We start from the raw sequence: 23,719 nt of genomic DNA, 5'->3' as shown, positions 1-23,719 counted from the left end.
TAATTAAAATCAATGATCAATAGCACATATAGAAAAAAAATAAAGACCATCAGTGCGAGTTTAATTGTGTGTTTGTCAGTGCCTTTGCTGAGTTATGCAGATAACGAAAAAAATAGTCTAACAGACAAAGAAAACATTGCTGCAACCATTATCCACTTTTCAGATTATGAACCATTGACCGGAAAAAATCCGGTTACAATGACCATTACGGATAAATTTCTGCGTATTGATGACAACTTGAATCAAGCGAGTGAAGATGAAGAAGCTGATACCGGCTATATACTTTATGACCGTCAGGAAAAGGCGATTTATAGTGTGAGTTCAGATGAGAAGCAGATCATCAAAATTAAATCAGTGGCGGTGACAATGCCATCACCCATAGACTTAAAACTCAATTTAGTGCAATTACCCGTGGATGAACAAGCACCCTTGGTGGCAGGGAAAAAAGCACAAAGCTACCAACTCTATGTTAATGAAAAATTGTGTTATAACTTAGTCAGTGTGCCCGGCCTCATGCCGGATGTTGTGACTGCCATGGGTGATTTTTATCAAGTCTTAGCAGGCCAACAGGCTGAAACCCTACCTTATATCCCCAGTGATTTGCATGAAGCCTGTGATTTAACCATTCATACCTTTAATCCTAAAAGCCATTTAAAAAACGGCTTCCCTATGATTTTTCAAGTGCATGAGCAAGCTGAAGAAGGTTCTACTAAAGTCAAAAAAGGCATTAAACAGGCAAGAAACTTAGTTAATTTTAGTCAGGAAAAAGTCTCGACAGCACTTTTTGTATTGCCTGATTATGCGATTGTGCCTATTAATTAGTATCTATCCGTAAAGAGGATTCTTTATATGCAAAACGTAGGGTGGGCATGGCTTTATCTGCCCACGCTGATCATCCTAATATTTACACTTTCAGCGTGGGCACAAAAAGCGTGCCCACCCTACGTTCTTATCCCTCACTCCAAAAAGATCAAGACGTCAACAAACTATTATAAACAATACTGATCCAAACCTCAGTCGATAAAAATCCATCGGTCCAGGCTTGCCATTGAGACGATAAACCTTTCTCCTGTATCTGCGTGAGTGAAAGCCCGGAATCCATCATGGCTTTTACCTCAGCAGAAGTGCCAATCAGCATCTCATAAAAGTCCTGCAAATCGGTTTTTTTCGATAGGGGGCCATGACCGGGGATAACCTGAGTTTTATCATCAATCAAAGTCAGCACCTGTTTAACATTTTCTGCCATGTGCAGGACATTGCCACCGTGGTCGATGTCAACAAAGGGAAAAAATCCAGAGAAATGGTGATCGCCCATGTGTACGACATTGGCTTTTTTAAAGAACACAATGGAATCACCATCGGTATGACCATTGGCATAGTGAACAATATTGACCACTTCCTTATTGATGTGCAAGGTCATGGCTGAAGTATAAGTGACATCGGGTAAGGCAGATTCAGGATAGGGTGCTGATTTCATTTTAAACAGCTTAATTTCCTGAGCGGTCAGTAAGCGTGTTCTTACATTATTATGGGCGACAATATGCGCCTCAGTGCCCAAAGCCAAATTACCCTCGGTATGATCACCATGCCAATGGGTGTTGATAATATAGGTGAGCTTATTCAAACCACCAAATTGTTGCAGTTCTTTTATCAACGCTTTGGACATGACCTTATAATCATCGTCAACCATTAACAAACCTTGTTGGCCCGCTAATAAAGCAATATTTCCGCCTTTCCCTTGTAACATCCAGATTTTATCACTGACTTTGATGGTTTTAAAATCTGGACTATCAGAATGATGTTTTTCGGCCATAGATGGACTGGAGGTGAGAGCTAAAGCTAACAATAGGCAAGTCAAATACAGGGTTGCCAGCAAGCCTGATTTTTTAAAAGTCATACTATTTTCCTTAATTTGTGTGGGTGGAAGTATAAACTACCTAAAATGTTTGCTTTTGTCATCATTAAACCTAAAATAATCAGTTGAATCGTAGCGAGAGCGACTTAGGTGCTGAAGATTAAGGGTTTTACAGGTTATTTTGGCTTTATTCGTAGTCACCCTACGGGTGAAGTCAAAATGTTCTGGAAAATCCTTAAGATTCAGTGCATAAGGCGGTCGCAGTAGATTCAACTGATTTTTTTAGGTTAAAACCATAAATATTAAAAATAGGTTTATTTAGCTCATTTTATGTTCTTTTAGGTCAAAATTCCCTAAATGAATTTTGTGCAGAGATTTTTTTACCATTTTATGTTAAAAAATAACGGCATATTCAGCAGGAAAAAAAAGCGAAAGGAAACTAATAATGAAATTAACACGACTGGCCTCTATAGCTTGTTTAAATATGGCTATTAGCCAGATAGCAATCGCCTCTGGTGGAGGGATTGTCACTGATGACGAAGCATCTCTGCACGCCACAGAAAAGAAAGTACCATACTCCCCCTATGCACAGCGTAATTTCCCTGATCGGCCGCTATGGGGTGATACTCACTTACATACAGCAATTTCATTTGATGCAGGTGCCTTTGGTGCGAATTTATTACCACCGGATGCCTATCGTTTTGCCAAGGGTAAAGAAGTCATTTCCTCAACTGGCCAGCCAGTACGTTTATCGCGTCCGTTGGATTTTTTAGTTGTTGCTGATCACTCTGATAATATGGGCTTCTTTCCTGATCTACAAGCTGGCGCACCCTATGTCATGGCCAGTGAAAAAGGCCGTCGCTGGAATGCTATGGTAAACAAGGGGGGCCAAGAGGGGGTTAAGGCCGCCGGTGAACTCATTGCCGCATTCTCACAGGATAAATTTCCTAAAGAACTGGCTTCATTGCCTGGTACCAGTGTTTATCGTAACACCTGGGATAGCATTATCGATGCAGCTGAAGAGGCCAATGAACCGGGGCGATTTACTGCTTTTATCGGCTATGAGTGGACCTCACTGGTTAAAGGTAATAACTTACATCGTGTTGTGATGTATCGGGATAATGCTGATAGAGCTAAGCTCATGGAACCCTTTACCGCAACACCACCATTGGGTAGCACTAACCCGGTTGATTTATGGAATTGGATGGATGAATACGAAGCAAAGACTGCGGGACAGGTATTAGCCATTGCACATAATGGTAATCTCAGTAATGGCATCATGTTTCCTGAGACCAAAGCCTTTGGTAAAAAGATTGGTAAAAAATACGTAGAAATGCGTGCTAAACGTGAGCGTCTTTATGAAGCCACTCAAATAAAAGGTGATGGTGAAGCCCATCCATTCTTGTCAAAAAATGACTTGATTACCCACAAAGCTCCGCCATATTTCGATAATTATACTATAATTATACTATAATTATACTATAATTATACTATAATTAAAGTATAGATTATGTGTGGAGTAGAATGATGTCAAAAAATAAAATTCAGTTTCAAGAAGGTTATAGTTTATTTGAGCTTTTTAATGATTATGGCACTGACAAACAGTGCCGACAAGCTATATTTAAATGGAAATTTCCTGATGGATTTGTTTGCCCAGAGTGTGGCAATAAGACTTATTGCACTCTAGAACATCGCCATCTTTATCAGTGCCACCATTGTCATCATCAGACATCAGCAACCTGTGGGACAATATTTGATAGTACCAAACTGCCTTTATCTAAGTGGTTTTAGCGATTCATCTTATGACTCAATTGAAGACAGCGGTTTCAGCATTAGAATTAAAGAGACAGCTTAAGGTAAGCTACAATACAGCCTGGAGTATGAAACAAAAGATCATGCAGGTTATGAAAGAACGTGATGACAGTAAACCTTTATCAGGCATCATTCAAATTGATGATGCCTACTGGGGTGGTGAGCACAGAGGCGGCTCCAGAGGTCGTGGTTCAGAAAATAAAACACCGTTCGTTGCAGCCGTTTCTACTAATGAAGATGGACACCCGATTGCAATGAATTTAAATGTGCTTAAAGGGTTTAAATCCAGTGAAATAAAACGATGGGCACAAACTCATTTAACACCTGGAAGTACTGTTTACTCAGATGGGTTAAATTGTTTTCCTGCGGTTAAAGAAGCTGACTGTAAGCATGTTCCAATCGTCACGGGTGGTGGTGCGGCAAGTGTTGATAAAATTGAGTTTATCTGGGTTAACACTATGATAGGTAATATTAAAAACTCTATGAAGGGAAGCTATCATTCCATTAACTCAAAACATTTACCTCGGTATCTTGCTGAATTTTGTTATCGGTTTAATAGACGCTTTAACTTAAAAGACATGATGCCAAGGTTTTTATGCGTGGCGATGAAAACGCCACCTATGAATGGAAAGCTCCTAAAAATGGCGGAGCTTTATGGGTAATCAAGAAAAATGATGAATTTGCCGATTATGGTACTTGGGATCAGGGTAATCTAGATCTGAGCACTATTAAGAAAAATGCAATGCTGAAGCATGAATATGCCCGTTCTGCTTTGAAATTAGGCTTACGTATGGAGAAAAATCTCGGTACTAATCCTTATAAATTCGGCATGATAGGCTCAACCGATAGTCATACTGGACTGGCAACAGCACAGGAAGATAACTTCTTTGGCAAGCACTCCGGTGGTGAGCCTAATAAAGATCGTTATAAGCATCCAATGGCTAAAATGGGCGATCTAGAATACAAGGGCTACTACCCTCTCGCATCGGGCTATGCCGCAGTTTGGGCACAGGAGAATACTCGTGCTTCAATCTTTGATGCCATGCAACGTAAAGAAACTTATGCCACCACAGGCAGTCGCATGACGGTTCGTTTCTTTGGCGGCTGGGATTTTGCTGCTGCTGATGCGAATAATCGCCTACCGGCAAAACTTGGTTATGCTAAAGGTGTCCCTATGGGTGGTGATTTACCCTCAGTGCCAAAAGGTAAAAAAGCACCTAGTTTCCTATTAGCCGCAATGAAAGATCCCTTGAGTGGTAATCTGGATCGTATTCAAGTGATCAAAGGCTGGTTGGATAGCAACAACAAATTACATGAAAAAGTGTATGACGTGGTATGGTCGGATGGACGTAAAATTGATGCTAAAGGTAAATTACCTTCTGTTGGCAACACGGTTGATGTGGCTAATGCAACTTGGATGAACTCAATTGGTGCACCAGAATTGATCACTGTCTGGACTGACCCTGATTTTGATGCCAGTCAGAGTGCATTCTATTATGCGCGTGTGATTGAGATCCCAACGCCTCGCTGGACTGCTTATGAGGCTGAGTATTATAAGATACAAATGCCTAAAGATGTCCCTATGACAACCACTGAACGTGCTTATACTTCGCCTATTTGGTATACACCGAAGAAAGGTTAGGTGGCATCGTAGGGTGGGTAGATAAAGCCATGTCCACCCTACGAGCATTTTTAAATCATTACACATAATAATGTAGAAACTTATCTGCATTCTCCTTCCATTTTCCCATATAATCCAAGCATGAAACAATCCCGACTGAGTTATTTATTACATGAACCTTTATTACATTTTTTAGTAATAGGCGCAGGACTTTTTGTACTTTTTTATCAAATAAGTGATCAGCAAGATACAACAGAGAAGGTCATTATTATCCATCAGGCTGATTTAGACCAATTAGCGAACACTTGGATACGCAACAGGGGAAGACCTGCAAGTGCCGAAGAAAGAGAACACCAACTAAGCCAGTTGATACGAGAAAAAATACTCTATCGTGAAGCAATGGCATTAGGCTTGGACAAGGATGATGTGATCGTACGTCGTCGTCTGGCAAGAAAAATGGAATATTTATTTAATGATTTAAGCTTTATTCCTGAGCCAACAGAGGTCGAATTAAATACCTACTTAACGGCACATAAAGATAACTATATACTTCCCGCCAGCATCAGTTTTGAACAAATTTTTCTAACACCGTCAAAAAATAATACACAACGAGCAACAACAATATTACAGCAGTTGCGTACGGACAAGGAAATAGTCGATAGCATTAATTTAGGCGATCGATCATTATTACCCTATGAGTTTCAAGATGAAAGAAAAGTGGAAATAAGCAGGTTATTTGGTGACGAATTTTCACTAGCGCTTTTTAAGCTGGACTTACAGCAATGGCAAGGGCCTATCAGTTCCGAATATGGTGAACATCTTGTTTTTGTGCATAAGCGTGTTAGTCCTCGTTTACCTGCATTGGTAGAGATTCGTGATAAATTGCAGCGGGATTGGAAAGACTATCAGCAAGCTAAAGCGAATAAATTGTTTTATAAAAATTTATCACAACGCTATGAGATTATTCTTGATTTAAACGAGAGTGATAAGCAGTGAAAAAAGTGTGTTATAAATTATTCATCTTCAGTCTTATTTTACTCGTGCAATCCAGCTATGCTGATGAAATACGTCCGGGTTATTTGGAACTGAATGAAGAAAGCAATCAGGTGTTCTTGGTGTTGTGGAAAATCCCACAAAAAAATGCCCAGACGCAAGTTTTGTCACCCAAACTACCCGAGTCCTGTGAAAATAAATCTGAAATTAATACTCAGTTTATGAATGGCACATTATTGCAACGCTGGTACATACATTGTGATACAGGTCTAGTGGGACGGGATTTGAGCATAAATAATATCAGTCGTAATAATACCGATGTTTTACTGCGCATCAAATGGTTAGATTCAAGTGTTTCAACGGCCTTATTAAAACCCTCAGAGCCGATCTATCGTATCCCTGAAAAGAGTAGCAATACCGATATTGCAATTACTTATTTGGGTTTAGGCATTAGCCATATTTTACTTGGCTTGGATCACCTGTTATTTGTTTTTGCACTCCTACTGATCGTACATAATACCCGCCGCTTAGTGATGACTATTACATCATTTACTCTGGCACATAGCATTACCTTAGGTGCTGCAACATTAGGACTTGTTCATGTCCCTCAGCAACCGGTAGAAGCAGTGATTGCTCTGAGTATTTTATTTCTTGCTGTGGAATTAAGGCATAGTAAACAGGGGCGAATAGGTGCTGCGGAACGCTGGCCTTGGATGATCGCTTTTTTATTCGGCTTGTTGCATGGCTTTGGTTTTGCCGGGGCATTGGCAGAAATTGGCTTGCCTGAGCAGGCCATTCCTTTGACGCTGATCTTCTTTAATATTGGCGTGGAAATAGGGCAACTTATTTTTGTTGCAGCGGTGTTAGTGTCGGGCTGGTTATTGCGGCAATTGATGATAAAAATCAGCCAAGTGAAACGACTTGAGCAAGCTGAAAATATTGCTATTTATGCAATTGGTAGCTTATCATCACTGTGGTTGTTTGAACGTATGAGTACCTTTTAAAGCTCAAAGATTTTAGCATCGGGTGTCCAGTCGGGTAGTACTATTCGTTTAAGTATTCGTTTAAGTATTCGTTCAACTGCTTGCTGATTGGATAGCGTAAATTCATGTATTGCAGGTCGATGAGTATGGCCATGAATCAGTGTCATGCACTGTTGTTCAAGCATTATTTTTTCTACCGTCTGCTGATTCACATCAGTAATTTCACTGCTCTTTTGTTTGCCTTGTTGTTTACTTTGTTCGCGCATAGACTGGGCAATGGCTAATCTTTCGGCGACAGTTTGAGCTAAAAAATCCCTCTGCCAATCAGGATTACGTACCATTTGGCGAAATTGCATATAGTCTTTATCATCAGTGCAGAAAATATCACCATGTGAAAGTAATACAGAGTCGTTTTTATCAGTGTTGGCAATAGGCAAGTGATAAAGATCAGGAATTAATTGACAGCCACTGACCTGTTCAAATTCAGCCCCTAAAAGAAAATCTCGATTACCATGCATAACATATATCGGGATACCGCTATCGACTAGTTGCCTGAGTTGCTGGATAGTCTGTGCATAAACGGGCAGGGAAGCATCGTCGCCGATCCAAAATTCAAATAAATCACCGAGAATATAGAGTGAGTCAATGGTTTGATTTTTTTTTGGCTGTAAACAGGCGCTTATAAATTGATCAAAACAGGCCTGAATATCAGGTCGTTTAGGATTGAGGTGAAGGTCGGAAATAAAGAGTGTTTTCATACTTAACTATTGTTTAAACTTTTCATATTCTCAAAATGTTGCTGAGACACGAAACGCATCAGATCGTAGGGTGGGCACGATTTTTGTGCCCACGCTGAATGTGTGAACACAAAGTATTGAGTCAGCGTGGGCAGATAAAGCCATGCCCACCCTAATAAATAGCTCTAAGAAATAGTCACTTTCTCAATCACAACATCTTCAACTGGCACATCTGAATGATGACCAGAATTGCCAGTTTTGACACCTTTAATCGCATCAACCACATCCATACCATCAGTGACCTTAGCAAAAACACAATAACCCCAACCATCGGCTGTTTCACTGCGGAAATTCAGGAATGAATTGTCTTTCAGGTTAATAAAAAACTGAGAAGAAGCAGAATGAGGATCAGGCGTTCTAGCCATTGCTAAAGTGCCGCGCTCATTGGTTAGGCCATTAGTTGCTTCATTTTTGATATTGGCACGGGTTTCTTTTTCCGCCATGCCTGGTTCCATACCGCCGCCTTGAATCATAAAACCATCAATGACGCGGTGAAAGATAGTACCGTCGTAAAAGCCATCTTTGACATATTGTTCAAAGTTAGCACAAGTTTCAGGGGCTTTTTCAGTATCAAGTTCTATGGTGATTGTGCCATAGTTAGTTTGCATTGTTATCATAGTTTATATTAACCAGCTAGTTGAATGAGTTGATTGAATTAAATTCCTGACTACTTTATAAGGGTGAAAGCATAAAAAATCAAGGTTTTAAAGTTTTTGGCGTTCGAAATTCGTGCCGCCGTCAGAAACTATCAATGATTTTTTTATAAGCCTCACGCCCACTGAGCCGTTGACAATAATCATTTAACGCAGGCAAGCCCTCCAAATGCTTAGGAAACCAAAGCAATAAATAACCCAACATAATATCAGCAGTAGAAAACTGTTCACCCAGTAAATATTGCTTATTTTTGAGCAAGCGATTTAGGGTTTTTATTAATTTCAGGTAAGTTGTTTTATTCCACTCCACAATCTCTGCTATGCGTTGTTCTTCGGGTAGCAATACACTGTGCAGCAAATATTGAAAAGCAGGAGGCTCTAGCGTAGACGGGGCATAAAACATCCATTGCTCATAGTCCATTCGTAATGGCTCATTGATTGCCGGAGCCAAGCATTTTTCAGGAAATTGATCGGCCAGCCAATGGCAAATTGCTCCGGATTCAAACATGATTTTACCATCAACATCCAATGCAGGTACTTGACCATGGGGGTGTATTCTTCGATAGGTTTTGGCAAAACCCTCACCCTGAAAAATATTAATTTCAACAAATTCATAATCGAGCGCCATCTCTTCTAACAACCACTGAACCCGCATGGAGCGTGTTTGTGGAAATCCATAAAGTGTTAGTTTCATTGTTTTGTCCCTATTATTACTCATCCCAAAAGAAATATTGTAGCATCATTGTTTTAATGGTGTTCACTTCACAGATTAAAGATAAAAAACAGCCTATAATTTATAAAAACATAGGAATGTTAATGGGTTTTATTAATAGACGATTTAAATCTTATCTTGTGGTCGGTTGGTGTTTTTTTACTGTGACTGAAGCCAGTGCAGAAATGGGCATGTCTTCATCACTGAAACTGTCAATTTTAACAAAGCCAGTATCGAGCATTCCCTCTCCCGATGCTTTTAATGCCTACAACGAAGCCACCTTTTACAAATCTTCATGCAATGCGTTGCCGATTGTTAAGCCGCAGGGTATTTTTGCTTCACCAACAGGTTATGCTAATGCTACAGGCACAGAAAAAGATCCTTTGGATTTAGCTACAGCACTGGCCAATAATGACATAGTGAAAGATGGTGATACGCTCTGGCTAATGGAAGGGACGTATAAAGGTACGTTCACCAGTGAATTGAGAGGCAGTGCCAACGCTCCGATTTCAGTCAAACCTTATCCGGGCAAACGTGTTGTTATTGATACCACTAATGCGCCTTCAGGCTCAGGTTTGACTATCAATGGCGCTTGGACGCATTATTATGGCATCGAAGTGACTAGCTTCGACAATAATCGTGTTTCTAGGGTAGATAACTCCTCAAATCCTTCGGATATCACACTCAATGGTGGGGTTAATATCATTGGCTCAACCAATCGGGTGATTAATTTTATCTCCCATGATAATACCGGGGGGATTAATGCCTGGAGTAAAAGACAGGATGGCTTTACGGGTATTGATACCGAAACCTATGGCAGCATCATTTACAATAATGGCTGGAGTGCACAGCCTGCCGATGGCTCTTATGGCCGTGGTCATGGCCATGCGATGTATATGCAAAACTTTGATGGTGTAAAAAAGATTACCAATAATGTGATTTTTTATGGCTTTGGTACAGGCATTCATGCCTACCAGACCGGCAACCAAAATAATCGAGGCATTGAAAACTTTGATATTCAGGACAATACCTGGTTTTTAACCGGCGCGTCGGATATACGCAAGGGCATGAAAAAATACGATTGTTTAGTCGGTGGCTACCAACCCGTTAGAAATTTACTGATCAAAAATAATCAGGGCTATTCAGATATCGGTCGAACCATGATTGGCTATGCAAGTAGCTACAAAGGCAATGCTTTTTCCAATGCAGATGCCACGCTCATTGATAATTATTTAGTGCAAAACTTTAAAGTAAATGGTAATTGGCAAAGCATCAATATGACCGGAAACTCCGTTTTTCATGGTACATCAGGTAATGATGACCAGATCAATAATCTAGGGGCTAATGTATTTACCGGCACAGAACCTAGCAGTGGTAAAAAAATCTTTTACATTAAAAACGAATACGACCCCCGTCGAGGACGTATTACAGTTTATAACTATGATAGAGATGCTACTGTTGCTGTTGATTTATCAAAAATTGTCAGTGTTGGAGCCGCCTATCGGATTCATTCGGTCTTTGATTTGTTTGGTAAAGCGGTGATCAGTGGGGTGTACCAGGGCGGAATGGTTAACCTGCCAATGGGAACAGTCGCTCCTCCCCAGCCTCATGGCCTAGAAGGTGCGATTAATCCCGATGAAGGGGATGATCCCAAGGAATTATTCGGGGTCTTTATTGTCACCCATGCAGGTTGTTAATTTATTGCCCACCCTACAGTCACAATTATCAAATAATTCTAGAATAAACGGATGAACACTAATTATTTAATCACTTCCACATCTTCAATATAAATTGGATCAAGAGGAATATTTTGCTGACCTGCTGCTTTAATGGTTTTAACCTTGGCAATCTTATCAACAACATCCTGACCTTCAATGACCTTTCCAAACACCGTATAACCCCAACCATTCATTGATTTACGGGTAAAGTTAAGGAAGTTATTATCTTTTAGGTTGATAAAAAACTGTGATGTTGCCGAGTGCGGATTACTTGTTCTTGCCATAGCAATGGTATAACGATCATTTTTCAAGCCATTATAGGCTTCATTTTTAATGGGACTGAGCGGTCTTTTTCGATCCTGAGCATTAATGAAACCACCACCTTGAATCATAAAACCATCAATGACACGGTGAAAGATGGTTTTTCTATAAAAATGCTTTTCGGTATAATTGACAAAGTTTTTGACTGTGAGCGGGGCTTTATCAGGATACAGCTCAAGGATGATATCACCCTGATTGGTGGTCATTTTGATTTTTACAGTATTATTGGCATCGGTAGCAGCAACACTGTTGACACTAAAACTGAGCAAAAAGATGCTCAGAGCAAAACTAAACGCTAAATATTTGAATCGTATCATCTTTGAACCTTATAAATAGTTTAAATAGAAGCAAGCATTAAACCTAAAAAAATCAGTTGAACCTACTGCGACCGCCTTATGCACTGAATCTTAAGGATTTTCCAGAACATTTTGACTTCACCCGTAGGGTGACTACGAATAAAGCCAAAATAACCTGTAAAACCCTTAATCTTCAGCACCTAAGTCGCTCTCGCTACGATTCAACTGATTATTTTAGGTTAAAATTAAAAGAGAGATAAAACACTCTGTTTCGAATAATATAACGGTTTTAATGCCGTGATTCAAAGGAATGATTTATTTTTGTCTGTTAATTCATTAAAATCACTGCTTAAACCTAAAATGGTGCTAGGGTTCGACCCCTAATTTACAAAATACGAGATAAACGAGAATAATGAGCGATACAGAGACAAAACCTTCCAGTAATTTTATTCGTCATATCATTGATGCCGATATCAGCAGCAATAAGCATAATGGTGCGGTGGTGACTCGTTTTCCCCCCGAACCGAATGGTTACTTACATATCGGTCATGCTAAATCCATATGTCTCAACTTTGGTCTAGCAGAAGATTATAAAGGCCGTTGTAACTTACGCTTTGATGATACCAATCCTGAAAAAGAAGACATGGAATATATCGATTCCATTAAAAAAGATGTGTCCTGGTTGGGCTTTGAATGGAATGATGAACCGAAGTTTTCATCAGATTATTTTCAACAACTCTATGACTATGCCGTTGAACTGATCAAATTGGGCAAGGCTTATGTGTGTTCTTTGAGTCCAGAAGAAGCACGTGAATACCGTGGTTCACTCACCGAGGCAGGCAAAGACAGCCCCTATCGTGAGCAAAGTGTTGAAGAAAACCTGGATTTATTTGAGCGCATGAAAGCCGGTGAGTTTGACGAAGGTGCAAAGGTCTTACGTGCCAAAATTGATATGGCCTCAGCTAATATCAATATGCGTGATCCCATTATTTACCGTATTCGTAAAGTGGAGCATCATCAGACCGGCAATGCGTGGTGTATTTATCCCATGTATGACTATACTCATTGTCTCTCAGATGCCATCGAAGGTATTACCCATTCCCTTTGTACCCTGGAATTTGAAGATCACCGCCCTCTATATGATTGGGTGCTGGATCAATTACAAACCCCTTGCCACCCACAGCAGATAGAATTTGCTCGTTTGAACTTAAACTACACCATTACCAGTAAGCGTAAATTAAAGTTATTGGTTGATGATAAGCATGTGACGGGCTGGGATGATCCCAGAATGCCGACGATTTCCGGCCTAAGACGTCGTGGCTATACAGCGGCATCGATTCGTGAATTCAGTGAACGTATTGGCGTGACCAAAGTCGATGGTGTCGTAGACATGGGGACTCTGGAATTTTGTATCCGTGAAGATTTAGAAAGCTCTGCACCACGGGCAATGTGTGTCATTAATCCATTGAAAGTCACCATTGAGAGCTGGGCTGATGATCAGGTAGAAGAGTTATCCGCACCCTGTCATCCGAAGGATGAGTCCATGGGAAGACGTAGCATAAAAATGACCAAAGTCATTTATATTGATCGCAGTGATTTTGAAGAAGTACCGCCACCCAAATACAAGCGCTTAACAGTGGATAAAGAAGTGCGTTTAAGAAATTCTTATGTGATTAAATGCAATAAAGTCATTAAGAATGATGCAGGTGAAGTTATCGAGCTTATCTGTAGCCATGATGTAGATACTCTGGGTAAAAAACCCGAAGGGCGCAAGGTGAAAGGGGTAATTCATTGGGTGTCTCAAGCGTATAGTGTACCAGCAGAAGTGCGTATTTATGACCGCTTGTTCAGTGCCGAAAATCCCGATGCTGCAGCCAAACAACATGATGATGAAAATAGCCATTTTCTGGATTTCTTAAACCCTGATTCATTGCAGGTAATGCCTGATGCCCGTGCAGAAATGTCATTGGCAACGAGTCAGGCAGGTGATTCATATCAATTTGAACGCGAAGGCTATTTCACCACCGATGCAGATTCCAGTGCAGATAAATTAGTGTTCAATCGTACAGTGAGTCTGAGAGATTCATGGGTAAAAGTAGGCAAATAGGGCAGGAAAATAATCGATTATGTTACATATTCAAAATACCTTAACAGGCAAAAAAGAACTGTTTACACCGATTCAGGCAGGCAAAGTAAAAATGTATGTCTGTGGTATGACGGTCTATGATTTCTGTCATATCGGCCATGCCCGCGTACTCGTCGTTTTTGATGTGATCACCCGTTATTTACGGAAAATCTATGGCCCAGAGAATGTCACCTATGTTCGCAATGTCACCGATATTGATGACAAAATTATTTCCCGTGCAATTGAAAATGGTGAAGACATAGGCACACTGACCGCCCGTTTTATTCAGGCTATGCATGAAGATGCCGATGCCCTGGGGGTGAAACGCCCGGACTTAGAACCCCGTGCAACGGAACACATGGATGAACTTTTAGCCATGATCCAAACCTTGATTGATAAGGGAATGGCCTACTATGCTGACAATGGTGATGTCTATTATCAAGTGAGTCAATTTGCCGATTATGGCAAACTGGCAAAAAAGAACCTCGATGACTTGCAGTCGGGTAGTCGCGTTGAAGTCGAACAGGCCAAGCGTGACCCCATGGATTTCGTTTTGTGGAAAAAAGCCAAACCCGGTGAGCCTAGTTGGGCATCACCCTGGGGTGAGGGACGTCCCGGTTGGCATATTGAATGTTCAGCCATGTCCGTTAAATGTCTAGGTGATCACTTTGATATTCATGGGGGTGGTTTGGATCTGAAATTTCCCCATCATGAAAATGAAATCGCTCAATCTGAAGGCTGTACCGGACATAAATTTGTTAATTATTGGATTCATAACGGTTTTGTACGTGTTGATGATGAAAAAATGTCTAAATCCTTGGGCAACTTCTTCATTATTCGTGATGTACTGAAAACCTATGCACCGGAAGTCATTCGCTATTTTATTCTCAATAGTCACTATATGAGCCCCTTGAATTATTCTGATGAAAATCTGGATAAAGCAAAATCGTCTCTGACCACCTTGTATCAGGCTTTATTAGGTTTAGAATTGTCGGATGCGACGGTTTTGGATGAACAGAGCGACTATGTACAGGGCTATGCACAGCGTTTTTTCCAAGCGATGGATGATGATTTTAATACCCCAATGGCGATTTCCGTACTCTTTGATATGAGCCATGAAATTAATCGCTTAAAAACATCGGACACAGCACAGGCGACTGCACTGGCGGGGCAACTAAAGCTTTTGGCGGAATTATTAGGCCTATTAGAGAACGATGCCCAGCAGTTTTTACAAGGCAGTAGTACAGAAGGTGGTTTATCCGATGATGAGATCAACGCATTAATTGAGCAACGTGCGACCGCCAAGCAAGAAAAAAACTGGTCAGAATGTGATCGCATTCGTGATGTGCTGGATGGCGAAGACATTTTATTGGAAGATACTGCTGAAGGCACACGCTGGCGCAGGAAATAAGTCTGAATATGCCGGTAAAAAAAGCGACTACTCATAAAAGTGCTAAAAAACGTGCAAAAAAAGGCCGTAAAAAGCGCGCTGCTAATAAACGCTCTTTTTTCGGGCGTGTATGGCAGGGTTTAAAAAAACTCATCCTTTGGAGTTTTTTGTTCGGTAGTATTATCCTAACGTTTTACACGCTTTATCTAAACAATATCATCAAAGACAAATTTGAAGGGCGGCGCTGGTCGATTCCGGCAAAAGTGTATGCGCGTTCTCTCGAAATTTATCCCGGACTCAAAATTACCGCCAAGCAATTTGAGCAGGAACTCAAGCTTGCCGCGTATCGAAAAGATCGACAGGCATCTACTCAGGGTAGCTTTGCCCGAGGTGGTCAGCGCATTGAATTAGTCACCCGTAAATTTGCTTTCCCCGATGGTGAAGAAGCGTCTCATAAATTACGTATTCAATTCAATACTCGGGGCATTAGCTCAATTTATGATAGGGAAAAACGAAAAAAACTCGCCTTAGTGCGCCTTGACCCCGCTCAAATTGGTAGTATCCATCCGCGCTTACATGAAGATCGCCTATTGCTGAGTCAGGAAGACATTCCGCAAAAACTCAAAAATACTTTATTGGCCGTCGAAGATAGAAATTTCTATCAGCACTATGGCATTGACCCCAAGGGTATTGCCAGAGCAATGTGGGCTAATCTTAAAGCGGGTGCAACCGTGCAGGGGGGCAGTACTTTAACTCAGCAACTAGTGAAAAATTATTTTCTAACCCGTGAACGCACCCTAGTGAGAAAAATCAATGAGGCCATTATGTCCTTATTGCTGGAATACCATTATTCTAAAGATGAAATTCTCACGGCTTATATTAATGAAGTCTATCTCGGTCAGGATGGTCGCCGTGCTATTCATGGTTTTGCCCTGGCCAGTGAATACTATTTCAAGCGTCCGGTGACACAATTGAGCCAGCCACAAATCGCCTTATTGGTGGGACTGGTTAAAGGCCCTTCTTTTTACAATCCTAGAAATAACAAAAAGCGTGCGCTAAAACGTCGCAATACCGTATTAAAAGTTATGTTAGAGCAAGGCTTATTGACGCAAAATCATTATCAAAAGGCAATAACAAGTAGCTTGGGGATCAGTCGTCGCTGGTCATTAAGCAATTCACCTTTTCCCGCCTTTTTGGATAGTGTGAAAACCCAGTTACAGGAAAATTATGATCAGGATGATCTGACTGACAAAGGCTTGCGCATCTTCACTACCCTGAATCCACAAGTACAATGGGCGGCAGAAAATGCCCTTGCGAGTCAGCTCAAAAGTTGGGGTAAAAAGTTCTCAAAACAACTACAAGGTGCGATTGTGGTCAGCCATCGGGATTCCGCAGAAATCTTAGCCATTGTGGGGGGCAAAGAAAGTCGGGAAGGGGACTTTAACCGCGCCATTAATGCCCGCCGACCCATTGGTTCCTTGATTAAACCAGCAATTTACCTCACGGCGATGGAACAGGGTTATACTTTAGCGTCGTTAATAAAAGATAAATCCTTTTCCGCCAAAAGTGTTAAAGGTAAATTATGGAAACCGAAAAACTTTGATAAAAAAGAACATGGCTTAGTGCCTTTACACCTTGCTCTGGCAAAGTCCTATAACCTTTCAACCGCTAGACTGGGCATGGAAATAGGCGTTGATAAAGTGCTTAATACGGTGCGAAAACTAGGTGTTGACACCGATGCCTTACCCTATCCGGCAGTCTTATTAGGCTCCTTGACACTATCACCTATTCAGGTGGCACAAATGTATCAAACACTGGCCGATCAGGGATTTTATTCACCCTTGCATACCATTGTATCGGTACAAGATGAAAATAATGAGTCCTTGCAACAGTTTCCGGTAAGAGTGGAGCGCAAAGTGGACGCAAGTGCCACTTATCTGGTCAATGCCAACCTACAAGAAGCGGTGAGCATGGGTACCGGTCGGGGAATGACTCGTTATATTCCAGCCCATTATAACTTGGCGGGCAAAACTGGCACTACCAATGAATTGCGTGATAGCTGGTTTGCAGGTTTTGGTAATAACCTGGTCGGAGTTGTCTGGCTTGGGCATGACGACAACAGCCCAGCAGGCCTAACCGGATCTTCGGGGGCGTTAAAAGTATGGGGCAAGATGATGAAACAATTGGATGTTGGAGTCTTGGAGCAAAACCAGCCAGAAAATATAAAATGGTTCTGGATTGATTCGATGAAGCAATTAACATTGACCGGACGTTGTGAAAATACTGAATATTTGCCCTTTATCATTGGCAGTGAACCACAAAACACTCAGACTTGTGGCAAAAATAAGGTAAACTGGTTAGATCGTTTATTTAATTAGTGCCCATCCGTAAATAGGGCTATTTATCAGTATAAAATAGTAGGGTGGGCATGGCTTTATCTGCCCACGCTGACTCAATACTCTATATTTACTCTTTCAGCGTGGGCACAAAAAGCGTGCCCACCCTACAGTCACCTCCCCTCATTTTCAAAGGGAGAAGCTAAATTCAATACTCAATGAGCCTAAAATGATCAAAATATACTTATTAATCATCTTCATTCTCAGTCTAATCAATGGTTGTACCAGCATTAAAGATTCCCCCTACAATCGCACGAGCATGCCAGATAAACCACCGGTAGAAGATCGCACAGTGAATAGCGAAGACCAACACCAGCCCAAAGTTATTACTACTGCGGCGCTGGATCGTGGCACCCCGATGACACGCAAAAAATCCTCTCCACCTGCCAGTCGTGAAGCTGTACTGGATCTGCTTGCACAGTCAAAATCAGCCATTGAACAATATGATTATAATAGTGCAGAAAATCTGCTAAAACGTGCCCTGCGCATAGAACCGGGCAATGCCTGGCTATGGCACAATATGGCAGTATTAAAGTTTTATCAGCAAGATTATCAGCAAGCCATTCAGCAAGCATTAAAATCCAATAATCTGGGTAAAAATAACCCGCAATTAAAAAAGAACAACTCCAAAGTCATCAAACAAAGCTATATTGAATTGGGTGAACCTCAGAAGGCACAAAAATACTGAAATTTGATATTGATCAAGAAGTCAACTAAGTAATTACCCTAACTAGTTTCATTTTTTTTTAATTTTGATATTATAAGTCAAACCAAGCGCACCAATACAGTACAGCACTACCGAACATTAAAGTTAATTATCAACCAGAACCCAAGCTTAAATTAGGTAACATAATGGTCAAAACTCACTTTTGTTCAAATACCCCCACTCAGATAATTTTTTTGATACTATTTAGTCTGATACTCATTTTACCTGTGAATGCATCGACTACACATTCAGACACAGAGCTGAATGAGGCAATAAACCGCGCTGGCTTGCAGCGAATGCTCACTCAGAAAATCCTAAAATCCTATTGTCAGATAGGCCAGGATCAATTCTATAATCAACCAGAAAAAAAGCTCTATAAATCCCTCAGTCGTTTTGAAAATGGCCTATTATTAATCAGTGAATTTACTGATATTGAAGAAATTAATGATTCACTGAAAAGTATCAAGCAAATGATGCCACAATACAAAACTTTGATTTTGGCTCCGGCAACAAAAGATAATATCCCTCCACTGATTAAAATGAACGAAAAATTACTCGCATTATCCCATCAAATCGTACTGGATTTAGAAAAAAAGTCAGGTAAAGAACTGGCTAAAATTGTTAATGTGGCTGGTCGTCAGCGGATGTTAAGTCAACGCATTGAACTATTTTATTTGTTACGTGACTGGGGCTTTAACGATGATTTCTATCGTGATGAATTAGCTGAGTCACGCCAGGCTTTTACTGAGGGCTTAGTATATTTGAATCAGTATAAGCATAATACCCCTGAAGTCGAAGGGCTTTTGGCAAAGGCTGATCGCTCATTTAATTTATTTAGTCATTCCCTGGATAATACCCACAACGCCTTTCTGGTCTCTCTGACCGTCAATCAACTATTAAAATATATGGATACGGCAACATATTTATATAGTAAAATGTAACGCTTAATTAATAGAGTTCTTTTTGCGAGATGTGATTGATGTCGTTACAAGTCAAAGTGTTTAATGAAATAGCACTGATTGATGCACAACAATGGAATGCTTTAGTAGAAGACAATAACCCCTTTTTACGTCATGAATTTCTTAATGCATTAGAGACACATCATTGTGTAGGAAAAAATGGCCGGGAAAAATTTGGTTGGCTGCCAAGGCATCTTGCTATCTATCAAAATGAGGAAATGGTTGCCGCCATGCCCTTGTATGAAAAATACAATAGCTATGGTGAGTTTGTCTTCGATCAATCCTGGGCTGAAGCCTGGCAGCAAAATGGTCTGCAATATTTCCCCAAGCTAGTATCGTCTATTCCCTATACCCCCACCCTAGGACAACGCTTTCTAATAAAAGCCGGTACTGCTAGCGAAACAATAATGCCTTTGTTTCTTGACGCCTTGAAGGATGTCGCTAGCCAGTTATCAGTCAGTGGTTTTCATATCCTATTTCCTCTTGATAACCAACTAGAATGGCTTAAAACACAAAATATGTTGATCCGCCATGACTGTCAGTTCCATTGGCATAATAAAAACTATCAAAATTTTGATGATTTTTTAGCACAGTTTTCATCACGCAAACGAAAAAACATCATTAAAGAACGTCAGTCTGTCGCGCAATCAGGGGTGACGCTAAAGCGCCTGAATGGTCATCAGGCCAGCGCTCAAGACTGGCAAAAAATGGCACACTTTTATGAACGCACCTTTAAAGAAAAATGGGGAACGCCCACACTCAACTATGATTTTTTTCAAGCGATTGCCCAACAATTACCCGATCAGGTCTTATTGGTATTAGCTGAACTAGACGGTGAATGCATTGCAGGCTCATTAATGTTCTTGAGTGACACCCGACTCTATGGCCGCTTTTGGGGCTGTGATAAAACCATAAAAGGCTTACATTTTGAAGCCTGTTATTATCAGGGAATCGAATACTGTATTGAAAACAACTTATCCGTATTTGAACCTGGTGCTCAGGGAGAGCATAAAGTCTCCCGTGGCTTTGTCCCCACCTTGACACGCTCAGCACATTATTTAATGCAAGATCATTTTAAGCAATCACTCGAACAATTTGTCGAACATGAAAAAAATCACGTGCTAAAATACATTGATGAAATCAATCAGCATTTGCCTTATAAAAAACAGATAGGAAAGTCACCTTAATGAAGCCGTATTCCGAATCATGCGAACAAAATAAAGCCGCTATTTTGCAAGTGATACAGCCACTGCTCGCACAAAGTAACAGCCTATTAGAAATCGGTAGTGGCACAGGACAACATGCGGTTTATTTTTCTCACGTCATGCCTCATATTCAATGGCAAACCAGCGAACGCTCAGATAGGATGAATCAGGGCATTCAGATGTGGTTAGATGAATATTGTGTCGATGGCAAGCTGGACAATCTTCAAGCACCCATTATTTTAGACGTGCAACAAAGCACCTGGCCTGAGATAAAAGTGGATGCGCTGTTTAGTGCCAATACCCTACATATTATGTCTTGGGATGATGTTGAAAAATTCTTTTCCCAGGCACCTGCCTTACTCAATGATAATGGCCTCTTAATCGTTTATGGCCCGTTCAACTACCAAGGGCAATACACCAGTGAAAGCAATCGACAATTTGATGTCTGGTTAAAGAACCATGATGAGAATAGTGCTATTCGAGATTTTTCAGCAGTGAACACCTTAGCAGAAGCACAAGGCCTCAAACTCCTGCAAGACTATCCGATGCCAGCTAATAATAGAATTCTTTGCTGGAAGAAGAAGGGTTAACTACAAGGTATTGCTTTAAACGTAGGGTGGGCAAGGCTTTATCTGCCCACGCTGGCTCAACACCCACGTTCACACTCTCACTGCGTGGGCACATAAAGCCTGCCCACCCTACGCTAACTAATGTCTACAAATAACCGCTTCCTCAATAGGAATGGGTTTAGCAATACCATAGCCCTGCGCATAATCAACCTTAATGCTGGCTAATTTTTTTAATATGTCATCATTCTCAACAAACTCTGCAATGGTTTTGATATTCATTTCATGACCGATAGTATTAATCGCCGTCACCATCGCCTCATCAATTCGATCATCGACAATATTCTTCACAAAGCAACCATCAATTTTTAAATAATCAACGGGAAAGTTTTTCAGATAACTAAACGAAGACAAGCCACTGCCAAAGTCATCCAGAGAAAATGAGCAACCCATTTTTTTAAGTTCAGAAATAAACTTCAAGGCCTTATTGAAATTTGAAATAGCCGCCGTTTCTGTTATTTCAAAGCAAATCAACCCATTAGACACATGACTGCTGTTTAATAAATCAATGATAAAATCAAGAAAGGTATCATCGCCTAACGTTTGACCGGAAAGATTGAGTGATAAGATACAATCATCAATTTTATTATCAGACAAATAATTAATTGCCGTTTTCACAACCCAACGATCAACCTGAGGCATGAGATTATAGCATTCTGCGGCAGGTAAAAAGGCAATGGGGGATATAATCTTCCCCTCTTTGTCTTTGAGCCGTATGAGTATTTCAAAATGCTTGATAAAGTCATTTTGTTCGTTAGCTGATGTTTGTATGGGACTGATGGTTTGTGCATAGAGACAAAAATAATTATTCTCCAGGGCATCTTTTATTTTACTGACCCAGCGTACTTCACCCTGACGTTTGATTAATTCATCATCATTTGATTGATAGATGTGAATGCGGTTTCTACCATCATCCTTGGCCGCATAACAAGCCATATCAGCAAGACTTAGGACTTCTGCGATATTATTTAACGAATGATCAATTTGCACCAAACCGATGCTCATGCCCAAAGTGAAAGCATTATTGTCCCAGCTAAAACGATAATCTTCCAGTAATTCCAGAAAACTTTTAGCCCGGCTCATGGCCTGAGGAAGTGGGCAGTTTCTCATTAACAAACCAAACTCATCACCGCCTAATCGTGCTAGAGAATCACTCTCACGGCACAGATTCTTAAACTGCTCAGATAACTGGCGCAATAATTCATCACCTGCGATATGCCCGCAGGTATCATTCACGACTTTAAATTGAGCCAGATCCATGTACAGCAAGCAATGTGTCAGCCCTATTTCTTTAGCACTGAGTATCGACAGGTGTAATTCATTTTCAAACTCTTGCCGATTGTATAAGCCTGTCAGTGAGTCATGGCTGGCTCGCCATCTGATTTCATCCGCCATTTTTCTAGAGCTGCTGACATCCCTGAATGTCAGCACCACACCAATGATATTTTCCTGTTCATCAATCATGGGGGCGGCAGACTCTTCAATTAAATATTGTTTGCCCTGTTGGCTGATTAATAAGGTGTTGCTGATCGTGGCAATGGTTTTTTGTGTTTGCAGGCATTGTGTGACGGGGTTTTCCAGAGGGGCGCCGGTTATCTCGTTATAGATTTTGAAAATATCGTCTATAAGCAGGCCACTTGATTCATGCCGATTCCAGCCCAGCAGCATCTCTGCATTGGGGTTCATATATTCAATTAAACCCTTGGCATCGGTAGTAATAACGGCATCAGCAATGGATTCGAGTGTGACCTGAGCTAACTCTTTTTCTTTGCTTAAGTCGTTAAGAATCAATGCTAGATCATGTTTGGAGTTGTTGAGCGCATCGATTCTTGAATGAATGGCCTGAGCCATTAAATTAAACTTATTGGCAAGCAGACCAATTTCATCCTTGGTTTTTATTCTGATATTGATATCATAATTACCCTGTCGAATAGACTCCGTGCTCTTGATGAGCACGCCTAAATTTCGAGTATAATAATAAATACTGAGGGCTAACAACAAGGCCGTTAATATGACGCCAATATTAGCAATCAAAAAACCTTGTTGTAATATTTTTTCCTTACCAGCAACAAAAGAGGCAATGGACAATCCATATCGGACTTCACCGACTTTCTGTCCAGAGATGTCCAAAGGGTATGCGCCATTAAAAATACCCTGGTTCATGGCATTGTTAAAATTTTCATCTAATGTTGGCAACTTGTCGATACTAAATTCATCCGTTTGAGCATAAATCTTGTTATGGCTGTCAAGCACAATAATGTATTCAAAACTTTCTATTTCATCACCTTTAAGGTGCTCAATAATATTATTGATCTCTTCATAGTCACGCTGAAAAAGTGCACCACTTAATGAAGCATTGAGTAGGGGATTAATGGATTGAATACGCAGTTCAGTCTGCTCTTCGATGAGATTGTTGCTTAAACGAAAACTATTGCCCAATAAGATAGTCAGCATGACTACCTCAATGATAATACTGGTAGAAATAAGTTTGGTTCGAAGTGAATGACGCATATTAATGGATTAAAACTGTTTGAAAACGTGGGTGTATTCA

Annotated in this window: 18 protein-coding genes and 2 pseudogenes; 14 read left to right on the top strand and 6 right to left on the bottom strand. The window is 40.7% G+C overall.

Going from position 1 to position 23,719, the window contains the following annotated elements; all coding sequences use genetic code 11:
- Positions 1 to 12: 12 nt before the first annotated feature.
- Positions 13 to 822: a hypothetical protein gene (locus JEU79_RS15480; RefSeq protein ID WP_198264830.1), complete on the top strand. Its 810-nt coding sequence runs from the start codon at positions 13 to 15 to the stop codon at positions 820 to 822.
- A gap of 148 nt (positions 823 to 970) precedes the next feature.
- On the opposite strand, the gene JEU79_RS15475 is transcribed toward JEU79_RS15480, so the two are convergent.
- Positions 971 to 1,897: an MBL fold metallo-hydrolase gene (locus JEU79_RS15475; RefSeq protein WP_198264829.1), complete on the bottom strand. Its 927-nt coding sequence runs from the start codon at positions 1,895 to 1,897 to the stop codon at positions 971 to 973.
- Positions 1,898 to 2,300: 403 nt separating this feature from the next.
- Here JEU79_RS15475 and JEU79_RS15470 point away from each other — a divergent pair, with 403 nt between their 5' ends.
- The 5 genes and pseudogenes from JEU79_RS15470 to JEU79_RS15450 all read left to right on the top strand — a co-directional run bounded on the left by JEU79_RS15470 (position 2,301) and on the right by JEU79_RS15450 (position 7,285).
- Entirely contained in the window at positions 2,301 to 3,329 is a 1,029-nt protein-coding gene (locus JEU79_RS15470; protein WP_198264828.1) for a DUF3604 domain-containing protein, read from the top strand.
- Positions 3,330 to 3,382: 53 nt separating this feature from the next.
- Positions 3,383 to 4,329 (top strand): annotated as a pseudogene (locus JEU79_RS15465) (IS1595 family transposase).
- Positions 4,329 to 5,309, top strand: a pseudogene (locus JEU79_RS15460) (DUF3604 domain-containing protein); the annotation flags it as partial. The pseudogenes JEU79_RS15465 and JEU79_RS15460, both read left to right, overlap by 1 nt.
- 120 nt (positions 5,310 to 5,429) lie before the next feature.
- Positions 5,430 to 6,284 (top strand): peptidyl-prolyl cis-trans isomerase, encoded by an 855-nt coding sequence (locus JEU79_RS15455; protein ID WP_198264826.1) that lies wholly within the window; start codon positions 5,430 to 5,432, stop codon positions 6,282 to 6,284.
- Complete coding sequence (locus JEU79_RS15450; RefSeq protein WP_198264825.1) at positions 6,281 to 7,285, top strand: HupE/UreJ family protein; 1,005 nt, start codon at positions 6,281 to 6,283, stop codon at positions 7,283 to 7,285. The genes JEU79_RS15455 and JEU79_RS15450 overlap by 4 nt, the downstream gene beginning before the upstream one ends.
- On the opposite strand, the gene JEU79_RS15445 is transcribed toward JEU79_RS15450, so the two are convergent.
- From JEU79_RS15445 to JEU79_RS15435, 3 genes are all read right to left on the bottom strand, one after another.
- Entirely contained in the window at positions 7,282 to 8,022 is a 741-nt protein-coding gene (locus tag JEU79_RS15445; RefSeq protein ID WP_198264824.1) for a UDP-2,3-diacylglucosamine diphosphatase, read from the bottom strand. The genes JEU79_RS15450 and JEU79_RS15445 overlap by 4 nt on opposite strands.
- 164 nt (positions 8,023 to 8,186) lie before the next feature.
- Positions 8,187 to 8,678 (bottom strand): peptidylprolyl isomerase, encoded by a 492-nt coding sequence (locus JEU79_RS15440; protein WP_198264823.1) that lies wholly within the window; start codon positions 8,676 to 8,678, stop codon positions 8,187 to 8,189.
- Positions 8,679 to 8,799: 121 nt separating this feature from the next.
- Positions 8,800 to 9,408, bottom strand: a complete 609-nt coding sequence (locus JEU79_RS15435; protein ID WP_198264822.1) for a glutathione S-transferase family protein — start codon at positions 9,406 to 9,408, stop codon at positions 8,800 to 8,802.
- 122 nt (positions 9,409 to 9,530) lie between these two features.
- Here JEU79_RS15435 and JEU79_RS15430 point away from each other — a divergent pair, with 122 nt between their 5' ends.
- Positions 9,531 to 11,123 (top strand): hypothetical protein, encoded by a 1,593-nt coding sequence (locus tag JEU79_RS15430; RefSeq protein ID WP_198264821.1) that lies wholly within the window; start codon positions 9,531 to 9,533, stop codon positions 11,121 to 11,123.
- Positions 11,124 to 11,185: 62 nt separating this feature from the next.
- Here the strand turns inward: JEU79_RS15430 and JEU79_RS15425 are convergent, their stop codons facing one another.
- Positions 11,186 to 11,734 (bottom strand): peptidylprolyl isomerase, encoded by a 549-nt coding sequence (locus JEU79_RS15425; RefSeq protein WP_281400925.1) that lies wholly within the window; start codon positions 11,732 to 11,734, stop codon positions 11,186 to 11,188.
- A 439-nt stretch (positions 11,735 to 12,173) separates the two neighbouring features.
- Between JEU79_RS15425 and JEU79_RS15420 the strand changes: the two genes are divergently transcribed.
- The 7 genes from JEU79_RS15420 (at position 12,174) to JEU79_RS15390 (ending at position 21,132) form a co-directional block, all read left to right on the top strand.
- Entirely contained in the window at positions 12,174 to 13,868 is a 1,695-nt protein-coding gene (locus JEU79_RS15420; protein ID WP_198264819.1) for a glutamine--tRNA ligase/YqeY domain fusion protein, read from the top strand.
- Positions 13,869 to 13,887: 19 nt separating this feature from the next.
- Positions 13,888 to 15,297: a cysteine--tRNA ligase gene (gene cysS, locus JEU79_RS15415; RefSeq protein ID WP_198264818.1), complete on the top strand. Its 1,410-nt coding sequence runs from the start codon at positions 13,888 to 13,890 to the stop codon at positions 15,295 to 15,297.
- An 8-nt stretch (positions 15,298 to 15,305) separates the two neighbouring features.
- The gene (gene mrcB / locus JEU79_RS15410) at positions 15,306 to 17,654 is read left to right on the top strand and encodes a penicillin-binding protein 1B (RefSeq protein ID WP_198264817.1); all 2,349 of its coding nucleotides are present in this window, start codon (positions 15,306 to 15,308) and stop codon (positions 17,652 to 17,654) included.
- 187 nt (positions 17,655 to 17,841) lie between these two features.
- Positions 17,842 to 18,360, top strand: coding sequence for a tetratricopeptide repeat protein (locus JEU79_RS15405; RefSeq protein ID WP_198264816.1), 519 nt, complete (start codon positions 17,842 to 17,844; stop codon positions 18,358 to 18,360).
- 314 nt (positions 18,361 to 18,674) lie between these two features.
- Positions 18,675 to 19,319 carry a type IV pili methyl-accepting chemotaxis transducer N-terminal domain-containing protein gene (locus JEU79_RS15400; RefSeq protein ID WP_246540332.1) on the top strand — a complete coding sequence of 215 codons (645 nt, stop codon included), beginning with the start codon at positions 18,675 to 18,677 and terminating at the stop codon, positions 19,317 to 19,319.
- Positions 19,320 to 19,357: 38 nt separating this feature from the next.
- A complete protein-coding gene (locus JEU79_RS15395; RefSeq protein ID WP_198264814.1) occupies positions 19,358 to 20,524 on the top strand; it encodes a GNAT family N-acetyltransferase in 1,167 nt (388 codons plus the stop codon).
- Complete coding sequence (locus JEU79_RS15390; protein WP_198264813.1) at positions 20,524 to 21,132, top strand: DUF938 domain-containing protein; 609 nt, start codon at positions 20,524 to 20,526, stop codon at positions 21,130 to 21,132. The genes JEU79_RS15395 and JEU79_RS15390 overlap by 1 nt, the downstream gene beginning before the upstream one ends.
- Positions 21,133 to 21,249: 117 nt before the next feature.
- Here the strand turns inward: JEU79_RS15390 and JEU79_RS15385 are convergent, their stop codons facing one another.
- On the bottom strand, positions 21,250 to 23,622 hold the full coding sequence (locus tag JEU79_RS15385; RefSeq protein WP_214660593.1) for an EAL domain-containing protein: 2,373 nt from the start codon (positions 23,620 to 23,622) through the stop codon (positions 21,250 to 21,252).
- Positions 23,623 to 23,719: the final 97 nt, after the last annotated feature.

Source organism: sulfur-oxidizing endosymbiont of Gigantopelta aegis (genome assembly GCF_016097415.1).
Taxonomy (GTDB): Bacteria; Pseudomonadota; Gammaproteobacteria; order GRL18; family GRL18; genus GRL18.
The sequence above is the reverse complement of the archived record's forward strand: the minus strand, read 5'-3'. Positions and strand labels throughout refer to the sequence as shown.